Source organism: Rhodococcus sp. BP22, assembly GCF_014281965.1.
Taxonomy (GTDB): Bacteria; Actinomycetota; Actinomycetes; order Mycobacteriales; family Mycobacteriaceae; genus Rhodococcoides.
This window is the reverse complement of the sequence record NZ_JACFTB010000006.1, coordinates 386,416-402,011: the sequence shown is the minus strand read 5'-3', so window position 1 is coordinate 402,011 and position 15,596 is coordinate 386,416. Positions and strand designations below refer to the sequence as shown.

At 62.9% G+C, this 15,596-nt stretch carries 17 protein-coding genes; 10 read left to right on the top strand and 7 right to left on the bottom strand.

From position 1 onward, the window contains the following. Nucleotides 1-84 precede the first annotated feature (84 nt). Complete coding sequence (locus H2510_RS15770; protein WP_186629216.1) at nt 85-333, bottom strand: DUF2530 domain-containing protein; 249 nt, start codon at nt 331-333, stop codon at nt 85-87. Between the two features lie 18 nt (nt 334-351). Here H2510_RS15770 and H2510_RS15765 point away from each other — a divergent pair, with 18 nt between their 5' ends. From H2510_RS15765 to H2510_RS15755, 3 genes are read left to right on the top strand one after another with little or no spacing between them, the layout of a single operon-like run. Further along, complete coding sequence (locus H2510_RS15765) at nt 352-1,803, top strand: NCS2 family permease (protein ID WP_186629215.1); 1,452 nt, start codon at nt 352-354, stop codon at nt 1,801-1,803. 34 nt (nt 1,804-1,837) lie between these two features. Next, on the top strand, nt 1,838-2,284 hold the full coding sequence (locus H2510_RS15760) for a MarR family winged helix-turn-helix transcriptional regulator (protein ID WP_186629213.1): 447 nt from the start codon (nt 1,838-1,840) through the stop codon (nt 2,282-2,284). Between the two features lie 50 nt (nt 2,285-2,334). Continuing rightward, complete coding sequence (locus tag H2510_RS15755) at nt 2,335-3,576, top strand: MFS transporter (protein WP_186629295.1); 1,242 nt, start codon at nt 2,335-2,337, stop codon at nt 3,574-3,576. 3 nt (nt 3,577-3,579) lie between these two features. Here the strand turns inward: H2510_RS15755 and H2510_RS15750 are convergent, their stop codons facing one another. After that, the gene (locus tag H2510_RS15750) at nt 3,580-4,782 is read right to left on the bottom strand and encodes a GNAT family N-acetyltransferase (RefSeq protein ID WP_186629212.1); all 1,203 of its coding nucleotides are present in this window, start codon (nt 4,780-4,782) and stop codon (nt 3,580-3,582) included. Nucleotides 4,783-4,820: 38 nt separating this feature from the next. Between H2510_RS15750 and H2510_RS15745 the strand changes: the two genes are divergently transcribed. Together H2510_RS15745 and H2510_RS15740 are read left to right on the top strand one after the other, a co-directional pair. Beyond that, the gene (locus H2510_RS15745; RefSeq protein ID WP_186629210.1) at nt 4,821-5,624 is read left to right on the top strand and encodes an RNA methyltransferase; all 804 of its coding nucleotides are present in this window, start codon (nt 4,821-4,823) and stop codon (nt 5,622-5,624) included. Next, nucleotides 5,621-5,890: a DUF2537 domain-containing protein gene (locus H2510_RS15740; RefSeq protein ID WP_136169888.1), complete on the top strand. Its 270-nt coding sequence runs from the start codon at nt 5,621-5,623 to the stop codon at nt 5,888-5,890. The genes H2510_RS15745 and H2510_RS15740 overlap by 4 nt, the downstream gene beginning before the upstream one ends. On the opposite strand, the gene H2510_RS15735 is transcribed toward H2510_RS15740, so the two are convergent. From H2510_RS15735 to H2510_RS15720, 4 genes are all read right to left on the bottom strand, one after another. Beyond that, on the bottom strand, nt 5,847-6,596 hold the full coding sequence (locus tag H2510_RS15735; RefSeq protein ID WP_186629209.1) for a DUF6928 family protein: 750 nt from the start codon (nt 6,594-6,596) through the stop codon (nt 5,847-5,849). The genes H2510_RS15740 and H2510_RS15735 overlap by 44 nt on opposite strands. Before the next feature lie 39 nt (nt 6,597-6,635). Beyond that, nucleotides 6,636-7,526, bottom strand: coding sequence for a septation protein SepH (sepH, locus tag H2510_RS15730; protein WP_186629208.1), 891 nt, complete (start codon nt 7,524-7,526; stop codon nt 6,636-6,638). 296 nt (nt 7,527-7,822) lie between these two features. Further along, nucleotides 7,823-8,944, bottom strand: coding sequence for a phosphoserine transaminase (gene serC / locus H2510_RS15725; protein WP_186629206.1), 1,122 nt, complete (start codon nt 8,942-8,944; stop codon nt 7,823-7,825). A gap of 60 nt (nt 8,945-9,004) precedes the next feature. Then, nucleotides 9,005-10,123, bottom strand: a complete 1,119-nt coding sequence (locus H2510_RS15720) for a citrate synthase 2 (RefSeq protein WP_186629205.1) — start codon at nt 10,121-10,123, stop codon at nt 9,005-9,007. A 154-nt stretch (nt 10,124-10,277) separates the two neighbouring features. On the opposite strand from H2510_RS15720, the gene pdxH reads away from it, so the two are divergent. The 4 genes from pdxH (at nt 10,278) to H2510_RS15700 (ending at nt 14,195) form a co-directional block, all read left to right on the top strand. Next, entirely contained in the window at nt 10,278-10,895 is a 618-nt protein-coding gene (gene pdxH / locus H2510_RS15715; RefSeq protein WP_261392973.1) for a pyridoxamine 5'-phosphate oxidase, read from the top strand. Nucleotides 10,896-10,954: 59 nt separating this feature from the next. After that, the gene (locus H2510_RS15710) at nt 10,955-11,890 is read left to right on the top strand and encodes an aldose 1-epimerase family protein (protein WP_186629203.1); all 936 of its coding nucleotides are present in this window, start codon (nt 10,955-10,957) and stop codon (nt 11,888-11,890) included. Beyond that, nucleotides 11,887-12,825, top strand: coding sequence for a carbohydrate kinase (locus H2510_RS15705; RefSeq protein WP_186629202.1), 939 nt, complete (start codon nt 11,887-11,889; stop codon nt 12,823-12,825). Before H2510_RS15710 ends, H2510_RS15705 begins: the two co-directional genes overlap by 4 nt. Before the next feature lie 71 nt (nt 12,826-12,896). Further along, entirely contained in the window at nt 12,897-14,195 is a 1,299-nt protein-coding gene (locus H2510_RS15700) for a citrate synthase (protein WP_186629201.1), read from the top strand. Between the two features lie 81 nt (nt 14,196-14,276). Here H2510_RS15700 and H2510_RS15695 read toward each other — a convergent pair whose 3' ends face one another. After that, nucleotides 14,277-15,071, bottom strand: a complete 795-nt coding sequence (locus H2510_RS15695) for a carbon-nitrogen hydrolase family protein (protein WP_186629200.1) — start codon at nt 15,069-15,071, stop codon at nt 14,277-14,279. Between the two features lie 160 nt (nt 15,072-15,231). On the opposite strand from H2510_RS15695, the gene H2510_RS15690 reads away from it, so the two are divergent. Then, on the top strand, nt 15,232-15,591 hold the full coding sequence (locus tag H2510_RS15690; RefSeq protein WP_084347584.1) for an FKBP-type peptidyl-prolyl cis-trans isomerase: 360 nt from the start codon (nt 15,232-15,234) through the stop codon (nt 15,589-15,591). The last annotated feature ends 5 nt before the right edge of the window (nt 15,592-15,596 follow it).

Here is a 15,596-nt window from a genome sequence, read left to right as displayed (position 1 = left end):
AACCCATACTCCCCGTAAACCCTGTGTTACTCAACCCTAATAAGGGTGAGTTTCCGCACGTCAGACCGCCATGCGTGACTGCGGTTACGTGAGGCCGCGTTGAGCGGTCCTGCTGCCGCGACGAGCGGCAGCTCTCTGCATGAGGAACAGTGTGAAGCCGACCACACCGACGGCGACGCCGGTCCAGCAGGTCGGCAGCGCATCCGCCCACCGATCGCCACTGACGAGCACAACTACGGTAGCAACAATCCAGGCGAGAATACCGACCGCGATGACGGGCGCGGGATCTGTGAGCCGTACGCTCAGCGCGGGGGTTTCCGGCTTACTATCCACGAAATGTAGGTTACTCCCATGGCGTCGCCCAAAATCCTGGACAACTACTTCAAAATCACCGAACGTGGATCGACGGTCGGTTCGGAAGTGCGCGGCGGCGTCGTCACCTTTGTGGCGATGGCGTACATCGTTGTCCTCAATCCGCTGATCCTCGGCAGCTTCTCGGCGGACGACGCCGCGGCCAAGACCGATGTGCTCGGCAATATCCTGCCCGTCGCCCAGGTCGCTGCGGTGACTGCGCTCGTCGCCGGGTTCATGAGCATCTTGTTCGGCATCGTTGCCAACTATCCCTTCGGTATCGCCGCCGGACTCGGGATCAACACGCTTCTCGCCGTCACCATCGCTCCACAGGTGACGTGGCCGGAGGCCATGGGGCTCGTCGTCATCGACGGCATCATCATCGTGTTGCTCGCGCTGACGGGCTTTCGTACAGCGGTGTTCAACGCCATTCCGTCCGAATTGAAAGCGGCCATCGCGGCAGGTATCGGGACGTTCATCGCCTTCATCGGACTCGTCGACGCCGGTTTCGTACGACGCATCCCCGACGCCGCCGGCACCTCGGTCCCGGTCGGCCTCGGTATCGACGGCTCCATCGCCTCGTGGCCGACAGCAATTTTCGTGTTCGGGCTGCTGTTGATGGGCGTTCTCGTGGTGCGGAAGGTACGAGGAGGGCTGCTGATCGGCATCGTCGTGACCACAGTGCTCGCAGCCGTCGTCGAAGCCTTCACCGATATCGGGCCGTCGAACGGAGTAGATCCGAAAGGCTGGAATCTGAGCGTTCCGATCCTGCCCGATCAGCTCATCCAGACACCGAACCTTTCTTTGGTCGGCGACGTGGATCTTTTCGGCGCGTTCACTCGCATCGGTGTCCTCGCAGCGAGCCTGCTGGTGTTCACTCTCGTTCTGGCGAACTTCTTCGACGCGATGGGAACGATGACCGGGCTCGGCAAGGAAGGCGAGTTGATGGATGACAAGGATCAGCTCCCCGGAATCGGCAAAGCGCTCGTCATCGAGGGAACCGGCGCGATCGTAGGCGGTGGCGCGTCGGCGTCGTCGAACACGGTGTTCGTCGAATCGGCCTCCGGTATCGCCGAGGGTGCGCGAACCGGTCTGGCCAACGTCGTGACCGGTCTACTCTTCCTGGCCGCCATGTTCCTGACCCCACTCACTGCCATCGTCCCCATCGAGGCTGCCTCTCCAGCGCTGGTCATCGTCGGCGCCTTGATGATTGGACAGGTTCGCGAAATCGACTTCTCCAAGTTCGAATTCGCGCTGCCCGCGTTCCTGACCATCGTGGTCATGCCGTTCACGTACTCGATCGCGAACGGTATCGGAGTCGGGTTCATCACCTGGGTTGTGCTCGCAGTGGGGCGCGGCAAGGCGAAGACGGTTCATCCCCTGCTTTGGGTCGTAGCCTTGATGTTCGTTCTATATTTCGTCGTCGGACCGATCACTGACGCGGTTACGTAGGCCATAACGCGTACCAGGGCGTAGTCTCTGCGCTGTGACGTCGGGAAACAGCGTAAAAGACAACCGTGAGTTGGCAAGCGATCTATCACTGGCCGTGGTGCGATTGACTCGCCACCTGAGGGGGAGACGTGTCGACTCGCAAGTGTCGCTGACTCAGCTGTCGGCTCTTGCGACGTTGAGCCGCGAGGGTGACATGACGCCGGGGGCACTCGCGGCCCGTGAACGAGTGCAGCCACCATCGATGACACGCGTGATCGCGTCGCTGGCGGAGCTCGGCCTCGTGGTTCGTACTCCGCATCCCACCGACGGTCGACAGGTGATCGTGTCGCTGTCCCCGTCCGGTAACACGCTGATCGCCGACGAGGCCAGTGCTCGTGAGGCGTGGATGACCTCTCAGTTGGCAGGCTTGAACGAGACTCAACTCGTAGTTCTCCGCGATGCAGTCGACATCATCGGCGCGCTGGTCAACGACTCCGATTAGGTAGTTCGTTACCTGAGGTTAGTATTTGTGGAGTGCCCGCTGCTTCCCCGATGTTCGCTGCATTGCGAACCCGCAACTACAGGTTGTGGGCGTCCGGGCAGATAGTTTCTCTGGTCGGAACGTGGATGCAGAGGGTGGCGCAGGACTGGCTCGTGCTGACACTGTCTGGCGGCAACGGCGTCGCTGTCGGCATTGTGATGGCCCTGCAGTTCGGACCGACACTGTTGCTGTCGGTGTGGGGCGGGGTGCTCGCAGATCGGTACGACAAACGAACACTGCTGATGATCACCCAGGCTTTCGCGGCGGTCTGCGGGCTCGTGCTCGGTCTCCTCGACGTCGGCAATCTCGTCGAACTGTGGCACGTGTACGTCATCGCGTTCGTTCTCGGCTGTTCCTCCGCCATCGACGCGCCGGTGCGCCAGTCCTTCACCATCGAGATGGTAGGCAAAGAGACGCTGGCAAACGCAATTGCGTTGAACTCCATGACCTTCAACATGGCACGCATCATCGGACCGGCCCTGTCGGGGGTACTCATCACGTTCATCGGTACCGGGTGGGTGTTCCTGATCAACGCTGCGTCGTTCGCGGCGGTATTCGGCGCTCTGGTCGCGATGCGATCTGCCGACCTCTTCCACGTCGAACGAGCCGCACGCGCGAAAGGCCAGGTGCGGGAAGGGTTCCGCTATGTGTGGGGCCGAGACGATCTGCGCGTTCTCCTGGCAACGGTGTTCATGGTGTCGACGTTCGGATTGAACTTTCCGCTCAGCCTGGCAGTGTTGGCTCGCAACACCTTCGGCAGCGGCGCCGACGCATACGGGTTACTGTCGACGGCTTTGGCCGTCGGAACGCTCGGAGGCGCGACCCTTGCGGCCCGCCGATCCGGCACGCCCCGCCTGCGGTTGTTCATCGGAGCCGTCATCGCTTTCGGGGTGTTCGAAATACTCGTCGGACTGATGCCGAACTACACACTCGTTGCAATCCTGCTCGTTCCGGCCGGAGCGTTGACTCTGACCTTCACCACCTCGGCGATGAACATTCTGCAGATGTCGGTGCCGTCGGAGATGCGGGGACGGGTCATGGGCATCTACATGCTGTGTTTCCTCGGCGGCACACCGGTCGGTAGCCCGATGCTGGGCTGGCTCGCCGACGTCCTCGACCCGAGAGCTCCATTGCTGTTCGGCGGCGCCGTGTCGCTGATCTCGGGCGTCGGGGCGGCCGTCTACCTGATGAAGCACAACAATCTGCGCCTTCGGATCGATCCGTGGCGGCGAACGAGAGTCGCCGCCACGTGAGGTCTAGAACCCCCAGCCCATGACCGACGCACGGTCGGTCGAGAACGCGAGATCCACGGTGTGCAACGCGTCCGAATCCCGGCTCCACAGGCGATTCGAGGCCGCGAATCTACTGGCACGGTGAGTGCCGAAGTACAGACTGCTCAGCACGTCGAGCTTCATCGACGCGTCGGCGGGAGCATCGGTTCGAGTGACGGTGGCTCTTCCGGCACTGATCGTGACGTCGAAGGTTCCGCCGGCCTCGAGGAACGGATCCTCTACGTCGAGCACGAACTGCGCGTCGACGGCGTAGGTACGGGCTTCGAGGGCAGCTTCGACATTCATGACACGGCTCCACAGCGCGTCGTGGTGGCCGGTGATCTTCGGTAGGCGGTTGTTCGTCAGCAGGAACGGCAACGGCTCGTCCGGGGCCTGACTGACTTCGATGGTGTCGACGAGATCGATCCCGACGAGCACCTGCCACATCTGGGCGTAGGCGTCGTCAGTGACGGCGATGAACTCCTGAACGACGACCTTGGTGTCGCCGGACATGTTTCGGCGGTAGGCGACGTAACCGTCCGGGTGAACCATGAAGAAGAGCGCGGTCAATCCTTCTCGACCGTTTTCGCGGTCGGCGAAGAAGCGCTCCCAGCGGATCGGCGGCTTCGGTTGTGCGCCTGCCGTCTTGCGCTGCCAGCGATGGTAGATCTCGGGAAGCAGAGCCGACGCCTCGGTGGACTCGACCAACCGGACGTCGGTCACTGCGGGTACGTCCGGATGGAACTGGGCGAAGCGGCGATCGAGAACCACTCGGTGTTCCTCGGTGGCGGGCCCGTAGCCGAAGCGTCGGTAGATCGTGGCCTCGCTCGCCGTCAGCAGCGACAGTGGGGCGCCTGCCGCGTCGAGATTGCGATGCTGTTCGGTGAACATGCGCCGGAGGATTCCGCGTCGGCGATGTGTCGGTGCAACCGAAACCCAGGACACGCCCGACGCCTCCACCTGAGCGCCTCCCGGGACCGTCACGGACATGGGGAAGTGCATCGCCACCCCGACGGGCGTGCTTCCATCCCACGCCATTACGACGTGACGCGAACTGGTGAGAATCTGCGTCTCGGCAAGATCCTCGGCATTCTGGTGTTCACCGAATGCATGCGCATCCAGAAGCGCCACGGCATCCCAGTCGTCGTCGGTTGCAGTCCTGACAGTGATCGTGCCCTCGGTATTCATCGCACTCGACCTTTCCATACAGATGCCAAGATGGACACGTGGTAAACGTAATCGACATCGACGACTCTGCCGATCCGCGACTAGACGACTTTCGCGACCTCAATTCCTCCGACCGTAGACCGGACCTCCCCGACGGGAAGGGGCTGGTGATTGCCGAGGGCGTTTTGGTGACCGAGCGGTTGTTGACCTCGCGGTTCCCGACGATCAGCCTGCTCGGCGTCGACCGCAGGCTCGTGGAGCTGGGTTCACGCCTCGACGGGGTGGACGTTCCGTTCTATCGGACCAGTGCCGAGGTGATGGCCGACGTCGTCGGATTTCACCTGAACCGTGGCGTGCTCTCCGTGGCGCGTCGGTCCCCGGGACTCGACATGGCCGACGTCGTTCGCGATGCCAGGACTGTCGTCGTGCTCGAGGGTGTCAACGATCACGAGAATCTCGGCGCAATGTTCCGTAACGCCGCAAGCCTCGGCGTGGACGCCGTACTTTTCGGGGCGGCATGCGCCGACCCTCTCTATCGTCGTGTCGTACGAGTGTCCATGGGTCACGTACTTCGGGTTCCGTTCGCGCGCGTTCCAGACTGGCCGCGGGGCTTGAACATTCTCCGTGACAGCGGCTTTCAGACCATCTCGTTGACGCCGAATCCGTCGGCGATTTCTCTTGCCGAGGCGATGACGGGGGAGAAGGTCGCATTGCTGCTCGGCGCCGAGGGACCGGGGCTGACCGAACATGCCATGCGCGCTACCGACGTTCGCGCACGAATTCCGATGGCGCCGGGTACCGACTCGCTCAATGTGGCCACCGCGGCTGCGATGGCGTTCTACGAACGGGTACGCGTGCAGTGACCGAGCACGTCGCCTATACCGGCATTCCGGTCGCGCTCTTCGCAGCTGTCCTCGTCGGAGCCGCGCTGACAGCGTTCGGCCTCGAGCTCGCAGCCGTCAACGTATTCCTGGCGGTGGGGATCAACTTGATCGTCGTCGGTGGAGCTGCGCCGACCGTGCTGCGCTTTCGGCGCACACCGCTGTGGCGATGGCTGGTGTACGGAACCTGTGTCGGTGCCGTCCTCAGCTTCGTGGTTCTGGGGATTTCCGTTTCAACCACCGCATGATCGAGCGATCCGGCATCGGCTCGGGTGGGGTCGCTTCGGGTGGGGCCTGTTCGACCCGTCGGGGTTCCTGACCGGGCGCATGCATGGTGAAACCACACACCTGCAACGAGATCGGATCGAACTCGTCGCCGCGTGGCGCGCCGGTATAGCGATAGCCGAGCCATTCGGAGTTGGCTGCTTCGGCAAATTCCTGTGGGTGGAACGGAAGCGAGAGTGGGTCCGGCAAGACGCCGGGCGGATAGACCAATGGGTGCTCTCCGGCCCAGAAGCGTCGTTCCCACACCAGTGGCAGACCGGAGTCCTCGTAGATATAGATCGGAGTCGCGCTGAACGAACGTCGCAGGGTGCCGCGTTCCCAATATGCGAAAGCACCCCACGCCGTCTCCGGGTCCGTCATCACGAGATACGTGCGCTCGGCTGCCAAAGGGTGAATCCAGGGCTCGGGCAAAGTCGACGGAGTGGCGACGGTCAATTCGGCCGAACAGACCACGGTGACGCCCGGGTACGCCCCAATGTAGATCTCGTCGGGGCCGACACCTGCGACGGCCGACACCGGGGAGAGTTGGCTCGGTACGGCTACGCGATCGGGGAACAGGCGCCCGGCCAGCGCTGACGCAGTATCCCAGTCCGAAGTTGTAGAGGATCTCAAGACTGCGATCGGGTCAGGGGTATCTATGTACCAGACAGTCGATGCTTTGGCCCCCACTCCTGGCACCCTTTCCGATCGAACGTCAGCCCATCATGATCAATTGTGGCCGCTACTGCGGACACCCAGCAGGACGTCCTCCCACGAAGGCATTGCGGGCTTGCCCTTCTTGTCCTTCTTCGGCGTAGGAGGCTCGTGCCGCTTCGTCTCGGCTACAGCGGGCACCGGGGGCTCGACGACCTCTGGTGGGGTGCTCTCCGGTGAAGCGATCTCCGCCGCGGGGTTCTCTGGTGCAGAGGTCTCGATCTCACTGTCTGCTGTGGTGCCGTAGTACTCGTCGAAGGATTCCTCGGAAGTCTCTTCTTCGATTGCGAGCGATCGCACCGGAGCGAGTCCTCGCAGCTGCCGCCCGAAGTCCGGGTCGATCAGCTCCGCTGCCGCATCGTCGAGTGCGGTGATGGTGCCACCGTGGCCGTCGGGAAGGTATTGCCAATGCGCCTTGTTGGTCGTTCGGCCCGCCTGCCACTTCAGCTGAGCTACCCACTTGTTGTCCTCGTCGCGCCACGCATCCCACGTTGCTTCGCCGAGATGGTGGCCGCGAGCGCGGAACGCAAGCGCGACGATCTCGGCCAACGTCTGGACGGCAGGCCCGTCGTGACGAAGAGGGTGACCCGCTTGCGCCATGCTGGATGCCTGGGACCGTTCGAGAAGTACCGGATGGGCGAAGACCTCGACCCGGCTCAATGCCATTCCCGATTCGTTTGCAACCTGTTCGACGGTGGCCCCGCCGCGGATACGAGCCTGGATCTCCCTGGGCCTGAGCACACTGTCCATTTGGATCTCAATCTGTCCTAGTCGAGCGATGTCGCCGCGGGAGGCCGCGCGGAGCTTTTCGTCGGCTGGAAGCCGGAATTTGTCGCCGGTGGTTGGATCTGCGCAAATGACGTGCTGACCGTCGGGTTCGAGACCGACCACACGTAGATCTCGCACCTTGACCTCCTCATCGCGCCGACTCGCGATATCGTCCTGCTCGACAGTAATCCAATCGTGATCGACGGTGTGTATCCGACACGCGTCCAGCATCACCCATGCTCGTGAATCATGAGCGTAGTCATTGCGGTGTCCTGCTGTGGTTGTTCGGTGATGGCAGCGTCAAAGGTGTTGGCGCCCTTGGTTATCGACTTTCGCCGAAACGCACATCGGGCGCTCCCTCCGAGGTCATTGCGCTTGCGAACGTATCTGCAAGTGTCAACCTCGTCGGCAGCGCCCGAGCTGTGAGCGTTCTGCTAACTCAGTGTGGAAACGACCCAATCGATGCTCTTGGTCAGTGCCGTGACGTCGTCCGGTTCGATGGCCGGGAACATCCCGACGCGCAACTGGTTGCGTCCGAGCTTGCGGTAAGGCTCGGTGTCGACGACGCCGTTGGCGCGAAGAACCTTGGCTACCTGAGCAGCGTCGACCTTCTCGTCGAAGTCGATGGTGCCCACGACCTGGCTTCGGTGTGCCGGGTTCGACACGAATGGAGTAGCGAAGTCGCTCTTCTCGGCCCAGTCGTACAGGCGCGAGGACGAGTCCGCTGTGCGCTTCGTCGCCCAGTCCAGGCCACCCTGGCTGTTGAGCCACTCGATCTGATTGGCGAACATGAGGAGCGTCGCCACCGCGGGGGTGTTGTAGGTCTGGTCCTTGCTGCTGTTGTCGATCGCGATCGGCAACGACAGGAAGTCCGGAACCCAGCGGCCCGAAGTCTGGATTTCACTGACGCGCTCGAGTGCAGCCGGGCTCATCAATGCAACCCACAGGCCACCGTCGGCAGCGAAGCACTTCTGCGGAGCGAAGTAGTAGACATCGGAGTCGGCAACGTCGACCGGCAGACCGCCCGCACCCGACGTCGCATCGATTGCGATGAGTGCGTTCTCGGAACCGGCAGGCCGGCTCACCGGGATCGCGACGCCCGTCGATGTCTCGTTGTGCGCCCAACCGATCAGGTCGACCGACGGATCCGAGGTGGGCTCGGGAGCACTGCCTGGTTCTGCCTTGACGACGATCGGATCGCCGATGAACGGGTTGTTCTTGGCGACCGAGGCGAACTTCGAGCTGAATTCGCCGTTGGTGAGGTGCAGGGACTTCTCGCGGATGAGTCCGAAGGCCGCGGCATCCCAGAATGCGGTGGTGCCACCGTTGCCGAGAACGACCTCGTAGCCGTCGGGCAGCGTGAACAGGTCTCGCAGGCCACTGCGCACCCGCGCGACGACGTCCTTGACGGGTTTCTGGCGGTGGCTGGTGCCGAAGACGGATGCGCCGACGTCGACCAAGGACTGCAGCTGCTCAGGGCGAACCTTGGAGGGTCCGCAACCGAACCGTCCGTCGGCGGGCAGGAGTTCGGTGGGAATGATCGGCAATTCGGCCATTGAGTAGCGCATCCTAGCGTCGTGGGGGATATGGCACCTACAGGGTAGTCGGACCCGTACTCAGGCGATCTGGCCCCACCCGTCGACGGATTCGGGGGTGCGGGGCGCAGGTCCGGTATAGATGGCTGCCGGGCGTACGAGCTTTCCGAGTCGCTTCTGTTCCATGATGTGCGCGCACCAGCCGGCGGTGCGGCCACAGGTGAACATCGCGGGCATCATGTGCGGTGGAACCTCGGCGAAGTCGAGGATCACAGCGGCCCAGAACTCGACGTTGGTTTCGATCGCGCGGTCGGGGCGACGTTCACGCAGTTCGGTGAGCGCGGCCTGCTCGAGCGCGGCAGCGGCCTCGTAGCGGGGTGCACCGAGTCGCTTTGCGGTCGCGCGCAGCACCCGGGCGCGAGGATCCTCGGCGCGGTAGACACGGTGCCCGAAGCCCATGAGTTTTTCTTTGCGGTCGAGGATTCCCTTGACGAGTCCGCGGGGATCGTCGGACTTCTCGACCTCTTCGATCATCGGCAGTACTCGGGCCGGTGCGCCACCGTGCAACGGGCCGGACATGGCGCCGATCGCTCCGGACAGTGCCGCGGCGACGTCGGCTCCGGTGGAGGCGATGACTCTCGCGGTGAACGTCGAAGCATTCATACCGTGCTCGGCCGCGGAGACCCAGTAGGCGTCGATGGCCTCGGTGTGTGCCGGGTCCGGGTCACCCTTCCAGCGAGTCATGAAGCGGGCGGTGACGGTTTCGCACTGATCGATCTGCTTCTGCGGCACAGCAGGCTGGTGGATTCCGCGAGCGGACTGTGCGACGTAGGACAGTGCCATCACGGACGCGCGGGCGAGCTGGTCGCGGGCGGTGGCGTCGTCGATGTCGAGTAGCGGCTCGTAGCCCCAGATCGGTGCGAGCATCGCAAGACCCGCCTGGACGTCGACGCGGACGTCACCGGTGTGGACCGGGAGCGGAAACGGCTCGGCGGGCGGCAGCCCGGAGCCGAATTTTCCGTCGACGAGCAGTGCCCACACGTTGCCGAACGTCACACGCTTGGATACGAGGTCTTCGATGTCGACGCCGCGATAACGCAATGCGCCGCCGTCTTTGTCCGGTTCGGCGATGTCGGTGGTGAAGGCGACGACGCCCTCGAGGCCACTGACGAAATCTTCGGGGACCTGTTGAACAGCCATTGCCTGGACTCTCCTCGTAACCGTAATGCCCGGCTCCAGCCGTAGTGCCCGGTCCGGGCCGCGTCCGGGCTTTCTCTTCAGGGAGAACTTTAGCCGGTCGTACTCGGGAGTAGCGTCTGGGTTCGTGCCGAACCCAAAACCACACCTCGCCGATTTGCGTGTCGACTACGGCACGGACACCGACCTCGACGTCGGCCGACTGCGCAGCGGTTGGCTGCCGGTGGCACAGGAGTGGTTGACCGAGGCCATCGAGGCCGACATTCCCGAACCGAACGCTCTGGTCCTCGCGACCGTCGATGCCGCGGGACATCCGTCCACGCGCACGGTCCTCTGCAAGGGCCTCGACGTGGACGGCGTCGTTTTCTACACCAATTACGACTCCGACAAAGGCAGACAACTTACCCACACGCCTTATGCGTCCGTGACGTTCCCGTGGATCGGTATCGGGCGTCAGCTGACCATTCGGGGCGCGGTCGAGCGGGTGTCCGCCGAGGACACGGCCGAGTACTTCGCATCACGGCCGCGGGGATCGCAGCTGGGTGCGTGGGCATCGCAACAGTCGCGCCCGGTGGGTTCGAGGGCAGAGCTCGAGCAGGCGCTCGAGGATGTGGACCGAAAGTTCGACGGTCAGGTGGTGCCCGTTCCTCCGCACTGGGGTGGGTTTCGGGTCCTGCCCGATACCGTCGAGTTCTGGCAGGGTCGAACAAACCGTTTGCACAACCGAATTCGCTTCACGGTCGCGACGTCGGTAGTCGAGCGACTACAGCCGTGACCTGCCTTCATTCGCTATAGAGACCCCCGAGAGGACTCCCAGCGTGGACAATGACACCCATGCCTGACGAACGAAGCGCCAGCGAGACCTACCGGTTGGTCAGTGGGAAGTACCGAGCCGAGATCGTCTCCACGGGTGCAGGCCTGCGCATGCTCGAGTTCGAGGGCTCGCCGCTGACCGAGACGTTTGCAGCGGGGAAGAAACCGCCGCTGTCGGCTGGGCTGGTCCTCGCGCCCTGGCCCAACCGAGTCGCCGACGGCAAATTTACCTTCGGTGGCATCGAGCATCAGCTCGAGATCACCGAACCTATCCGTAACAACGCCAGTCACGGATTCGTGCGACGCGTCGAGTGGACCGTCGTCGATCGGACGGACGCCCGCGTCGTACAGACGGTGGACATCGGTGAGCAGAAGGGTTGGCCGTATCCGTTGACGCTGACCGTGGCGCACGAGCTGACACCCGACGGATTGGTCGTGACGGCCACCGCAGAGAACGTCGGAAGTACCGCTGCACCGTTCGGAATGGGTTTTCACACTTTCGTTCGAGTAGGGGATGTTCCGTTGGACGAATGCACCCTCGAGTTCTCGGCTGGCACCAGATTGCAGCTCGACCCGAAGCGCATGCTGCCCAACGGGCCATCCGTCGAGACTGCGGGTACGGAATACGACTTCCGAACGCCGAAGTCGTTGAAGGGCGTCTGGCTGGATACTCCCTTCAGCGCCGAACTGCCAGACGTCGACGGCCATGCCCAGCACATTCTTCGGGCACCGGACGGGACCGCGACGGTGCTGTGGACCGACCGTGAATTCGATTGGGTGCAGGTCTTCACGGCAGATCCTGCGCACGATCAGGCATATCCGGATCGGGGTCGGGCGTTGGCTATCGAGCCGATGACATGCCCGCCCGACGCGTTGAACTCCGAGATCGATCTACTGGTTCTGCAACCGGGACAGTCCTGGTCCGGGACGTGGGGAATGGGGCACCGGTCAGCGTGACGATTCTTGTCTGTGGCGAAGCTCTCGTCGACCTCGTACCCGTGCACGAGGGCCCGTTGTTGTCGCCGAAGCTCGGCGGGGGACCGTTCAATGTCGCGGTGACTCTCGGTCGGCTCGGTTCCTCGGTCGCCTTCCTGTCTCGGGTGTCGACGGATCCGTTCGGTGAGCAGATCATCGGCAGCCTGCGCGATGCCGGTGTCGACACCTCCTGGGTGCAGCGAGGTGCGGAACCCACCACGTTGGCGATGACGACACTCGCCGACGACGGGAGCGCGCAGTACTCGTTCTATGCCGACGGCACGGCCGACCGTCTCGTGACGGATCCTGGCCAACTCCCCGAAGACATCACCGCACTGTCTTTCGGCACGTTGTCGCTGCTGTACGAACCAGGCGCGTCGGTGTACGCCGCATTGCTTCATCGGGCGCACGCCGCCGGGAAATTGACGATGCTCGATCCGAACATCAGGCCTGCGGCCATCGACAGTCCGAGCGGGGACATCACCGCCGATGGTTTCCGGGCGAGGTTCAAGACGTGGTTGCCCGCCGTCGACATATTGAAGGTCTCGGAAGACGATTCCCACTGGCTGGGATTGGGCCCGGAGGGTACTTCGGTCGACGACTGGCTCGCGAGCGGCGTGACCGCGGTGGTGATGACTCGCGGCGGTGACGGCGTATCGGTGTTCACCGCGAGTGGAGAAATTAGCGTGCCCGGCGTATCGGTGGATGTCGTCGACACCATCGGCGCAGGTGACACCATCCACGGCGCGCTACTCCACTTCTTCGAAGAGGAGAATATTCTCACATCTGGCGCACTGAGTGAGTTGATCAAGGAAGAGTGGATGCGAGCATTGAGATTCGCCGCACGGGCCGCAGCCATCACGGTTTCGCGTCCAGGTGCGGACCCTCCGTGGGCGTCCGAGGCGCCGAGAGACTAGTTTCTCTATCGACTGAAGATTGTGTCCGATCTAAGTACATGTCCGTTACCAGAGTTCGAGAGGGACCATTCGTGCCCGCTGAGAATGAAGCAAAAGCCACCCTCACCTATCCCGGTGGCGAACACGTCATGTCCATTGCCAAGGCAAGTGAAGGCAATGACGGTATCGAACTGGGAAAGTTGCTGGCTGACACCGGCTACACGACGCTCGACGGTGGTTTCGTCAACACTGCGTCGACGAAGTCGGCCATCACCTACATCGATGGTGACAAGGGAATCCTGCGTTATCGCGGGTACCCGATCGAACAGCTTGCCGGTAAGTCTTCGTTCATCGAGGTCAGCTACCTGCTGATCTACGGCGAGCTGCCCACGGATGATCAGCTCGAGACCTTCACCGACAAGATCCGTCGACACACGCTGCTGCACGAGGACCTCAAGCGGTTCTTCGACGGTTTCCCGCGCAACGCGCACCCGATGCCGGTGTTGTCGAGTGCCGTCAACGCACTGTCGGCGTACTACCAGGATTCGCTGGATCCCGACGACCCCGAGCAGGTGGAGTTGTCGACCATCCGCTTGCTGGCCAAGCTGCCGACCATCGCGGCGTACGCCTACAAGAAGTCTGTCGGTCAGCCGTTCCTGTACCCGGACAACTCGAAGAGCCTCGTCGAGAACTTCCTGCGTATGACGTTCGGCTTCCCGGCCGAGCCATACGAGGTCGATCCCGAAATCGTCAAGGCGCTCGACATGCTTCTCATCCTGCATGCCGATCACGAGCAGAACTGTTCGACGTCGACGGTTCGTCTCGTCGGTTCCTCGGATGCAAACCTGTTCACGTCCATCTCCGGTGGCATCAACGCACTGTGGGGCCCGCTGCACGGCGGCGCCAACCAGGCGGTCCTCGAGATGCTCGACAAGATCAAAGCCGAGGGCGGCGACGCAACCGACTTCGTCAATCGCGTCAAGAACAAGGAAGACGGCGTGAAGCTCATGGGCTTCGGGCATCGCGTCTACAAGAGCTTCGATCCGCGCGCGACGCTGGTCAAGGAAACTGCACACACGATTCTCTCGAAGCTGGGCAACGGAGACGAACTCCTCGACATCGCGCTCAAGTTGGAAGAGACCGCATTGACCGACGATTACTTCGTCGAGCGCAAGCTCTACCCGAACGTGGACTTCTACACCGGACTGATCTACCGCGCGATGGGCTTCCCGCCGCGCATGTTCACGGTGTTGTTCGCCATGGGCCGGCTCCCCGGCTGGATTGCGCACTGGCGCGAAATGCACGAGGACCCGACCACCAAGATCGGGCGTCCGCGTCAGATCTACACCGGTTACACCGAGCGGGACTACAAGGACCTCGGTTCCCGCTAGTAGAAGAATCTTCGCGAAAGCCGCCGCCTCCGAAAGGAGTCGGCGGCTTTCGTCGTATCCGTCGAGGGCAAGTATCGAGGGTTAGAACTGCCGACGGTTCGCCAGCACCGGCAGCTTCGCGCGGATCGGTGCTACGAGTGCGGCATCGATATCGACGGTGAGTAGGCCAGGTGTGGCGTCGAGTTCTCCGAGAATTTCCCCGGTCGGGGAGCTGACGACGCTGTGGCCGACGCCCAGTGGGGCAGTACCCCCAGCGTTGTCGGGTTCGGCCTGATCACAGGCGGCGACGAAGGCCGTGGAGTCGAGCGCCCGTGCTCGTGCCAGCAGTGACCACTGTTCGACCTTGCCGGGACCGGAGCCCCAGGATGCAGGTACGACGATCAGTTCCGCACCCAGATCTCCGAGCCGCTGGAACAGCGCAGGGAACCGCAGGTCGTAACAAGTGGCAAAACCGACGGTGACGTCGTCGATGGTGAGAACCAGTGGATCCGACCCAGGTGCGACGGTGTCGGATTCGGCGAAACCGAAGGCGTCGAACAGGTGGATCTTGTCGTAGTGCGCTTCGGTGGTGGGGCCGGTGATCAGTAGGGTGTTGCCGACTCTGCCGTTGTCGGCCGGGGTGAACATGCCTGCCACGACGGTGATACCGATCCGCTGCGCGATCTCGCGGACCGCGTCGGCCCACGGGCCGTCGAGGGGTTCGGCGACGCCTCGAATCGGACCCGAGAAGCATCGCATCATCGCCTCGGGAAACACGACGAGTGATGATCCGGCTGCGGCAGCGGCACGGGTGTGTGTCTCGATGATCTTCAGATTGTCGGCCGGTTCGGTACCGCTGGTGACTTGCGCGAGGCTGATCCGGATCGTTCTGCTCATCTTCAATCTCCTGATTCTCGTTTCTCGAGTGCTGTTCGCAATGGTATGCAATCGCGTTGTTGGCTTAGCGTTATCCGCAGTCAATGCGCTGACCTGCGGGAATAGATCAAATCTCATACCTGCTCCGATCCGCTGACCTGCACAACGTAAAGTCGAGCGAATGACGAAACCAGTGATCGAGTTTCAGGCTGGACCTCCCCCCACCGATCTGGTCGTGGTGGACCTGGTCGAAGGTGACGGTGCCGAGGCTGTTGCAGGCGGCGATGTGGAAGTTCACTACATCGGCGTCGAGTTCGACTCCGGTGAAGAGTTCGACTCCTCGTGGAGTCGTGGAGAGTCGATTCAGTTCCCGCTGCGCGGCCTGATCCAGGGCTGGCAGGACGGAATCCCCGGCATGAAGGTCGGCGGCCGACGTCAGCTGACCATCCCACCCGAGCTCGCATACGGTCCCGCAGGCGCAGGCCACCGCCTCTCCGGCAAGACCCTCGTGTTCGTGATCGACCTGCTCGACGTCAAATAGGCCTA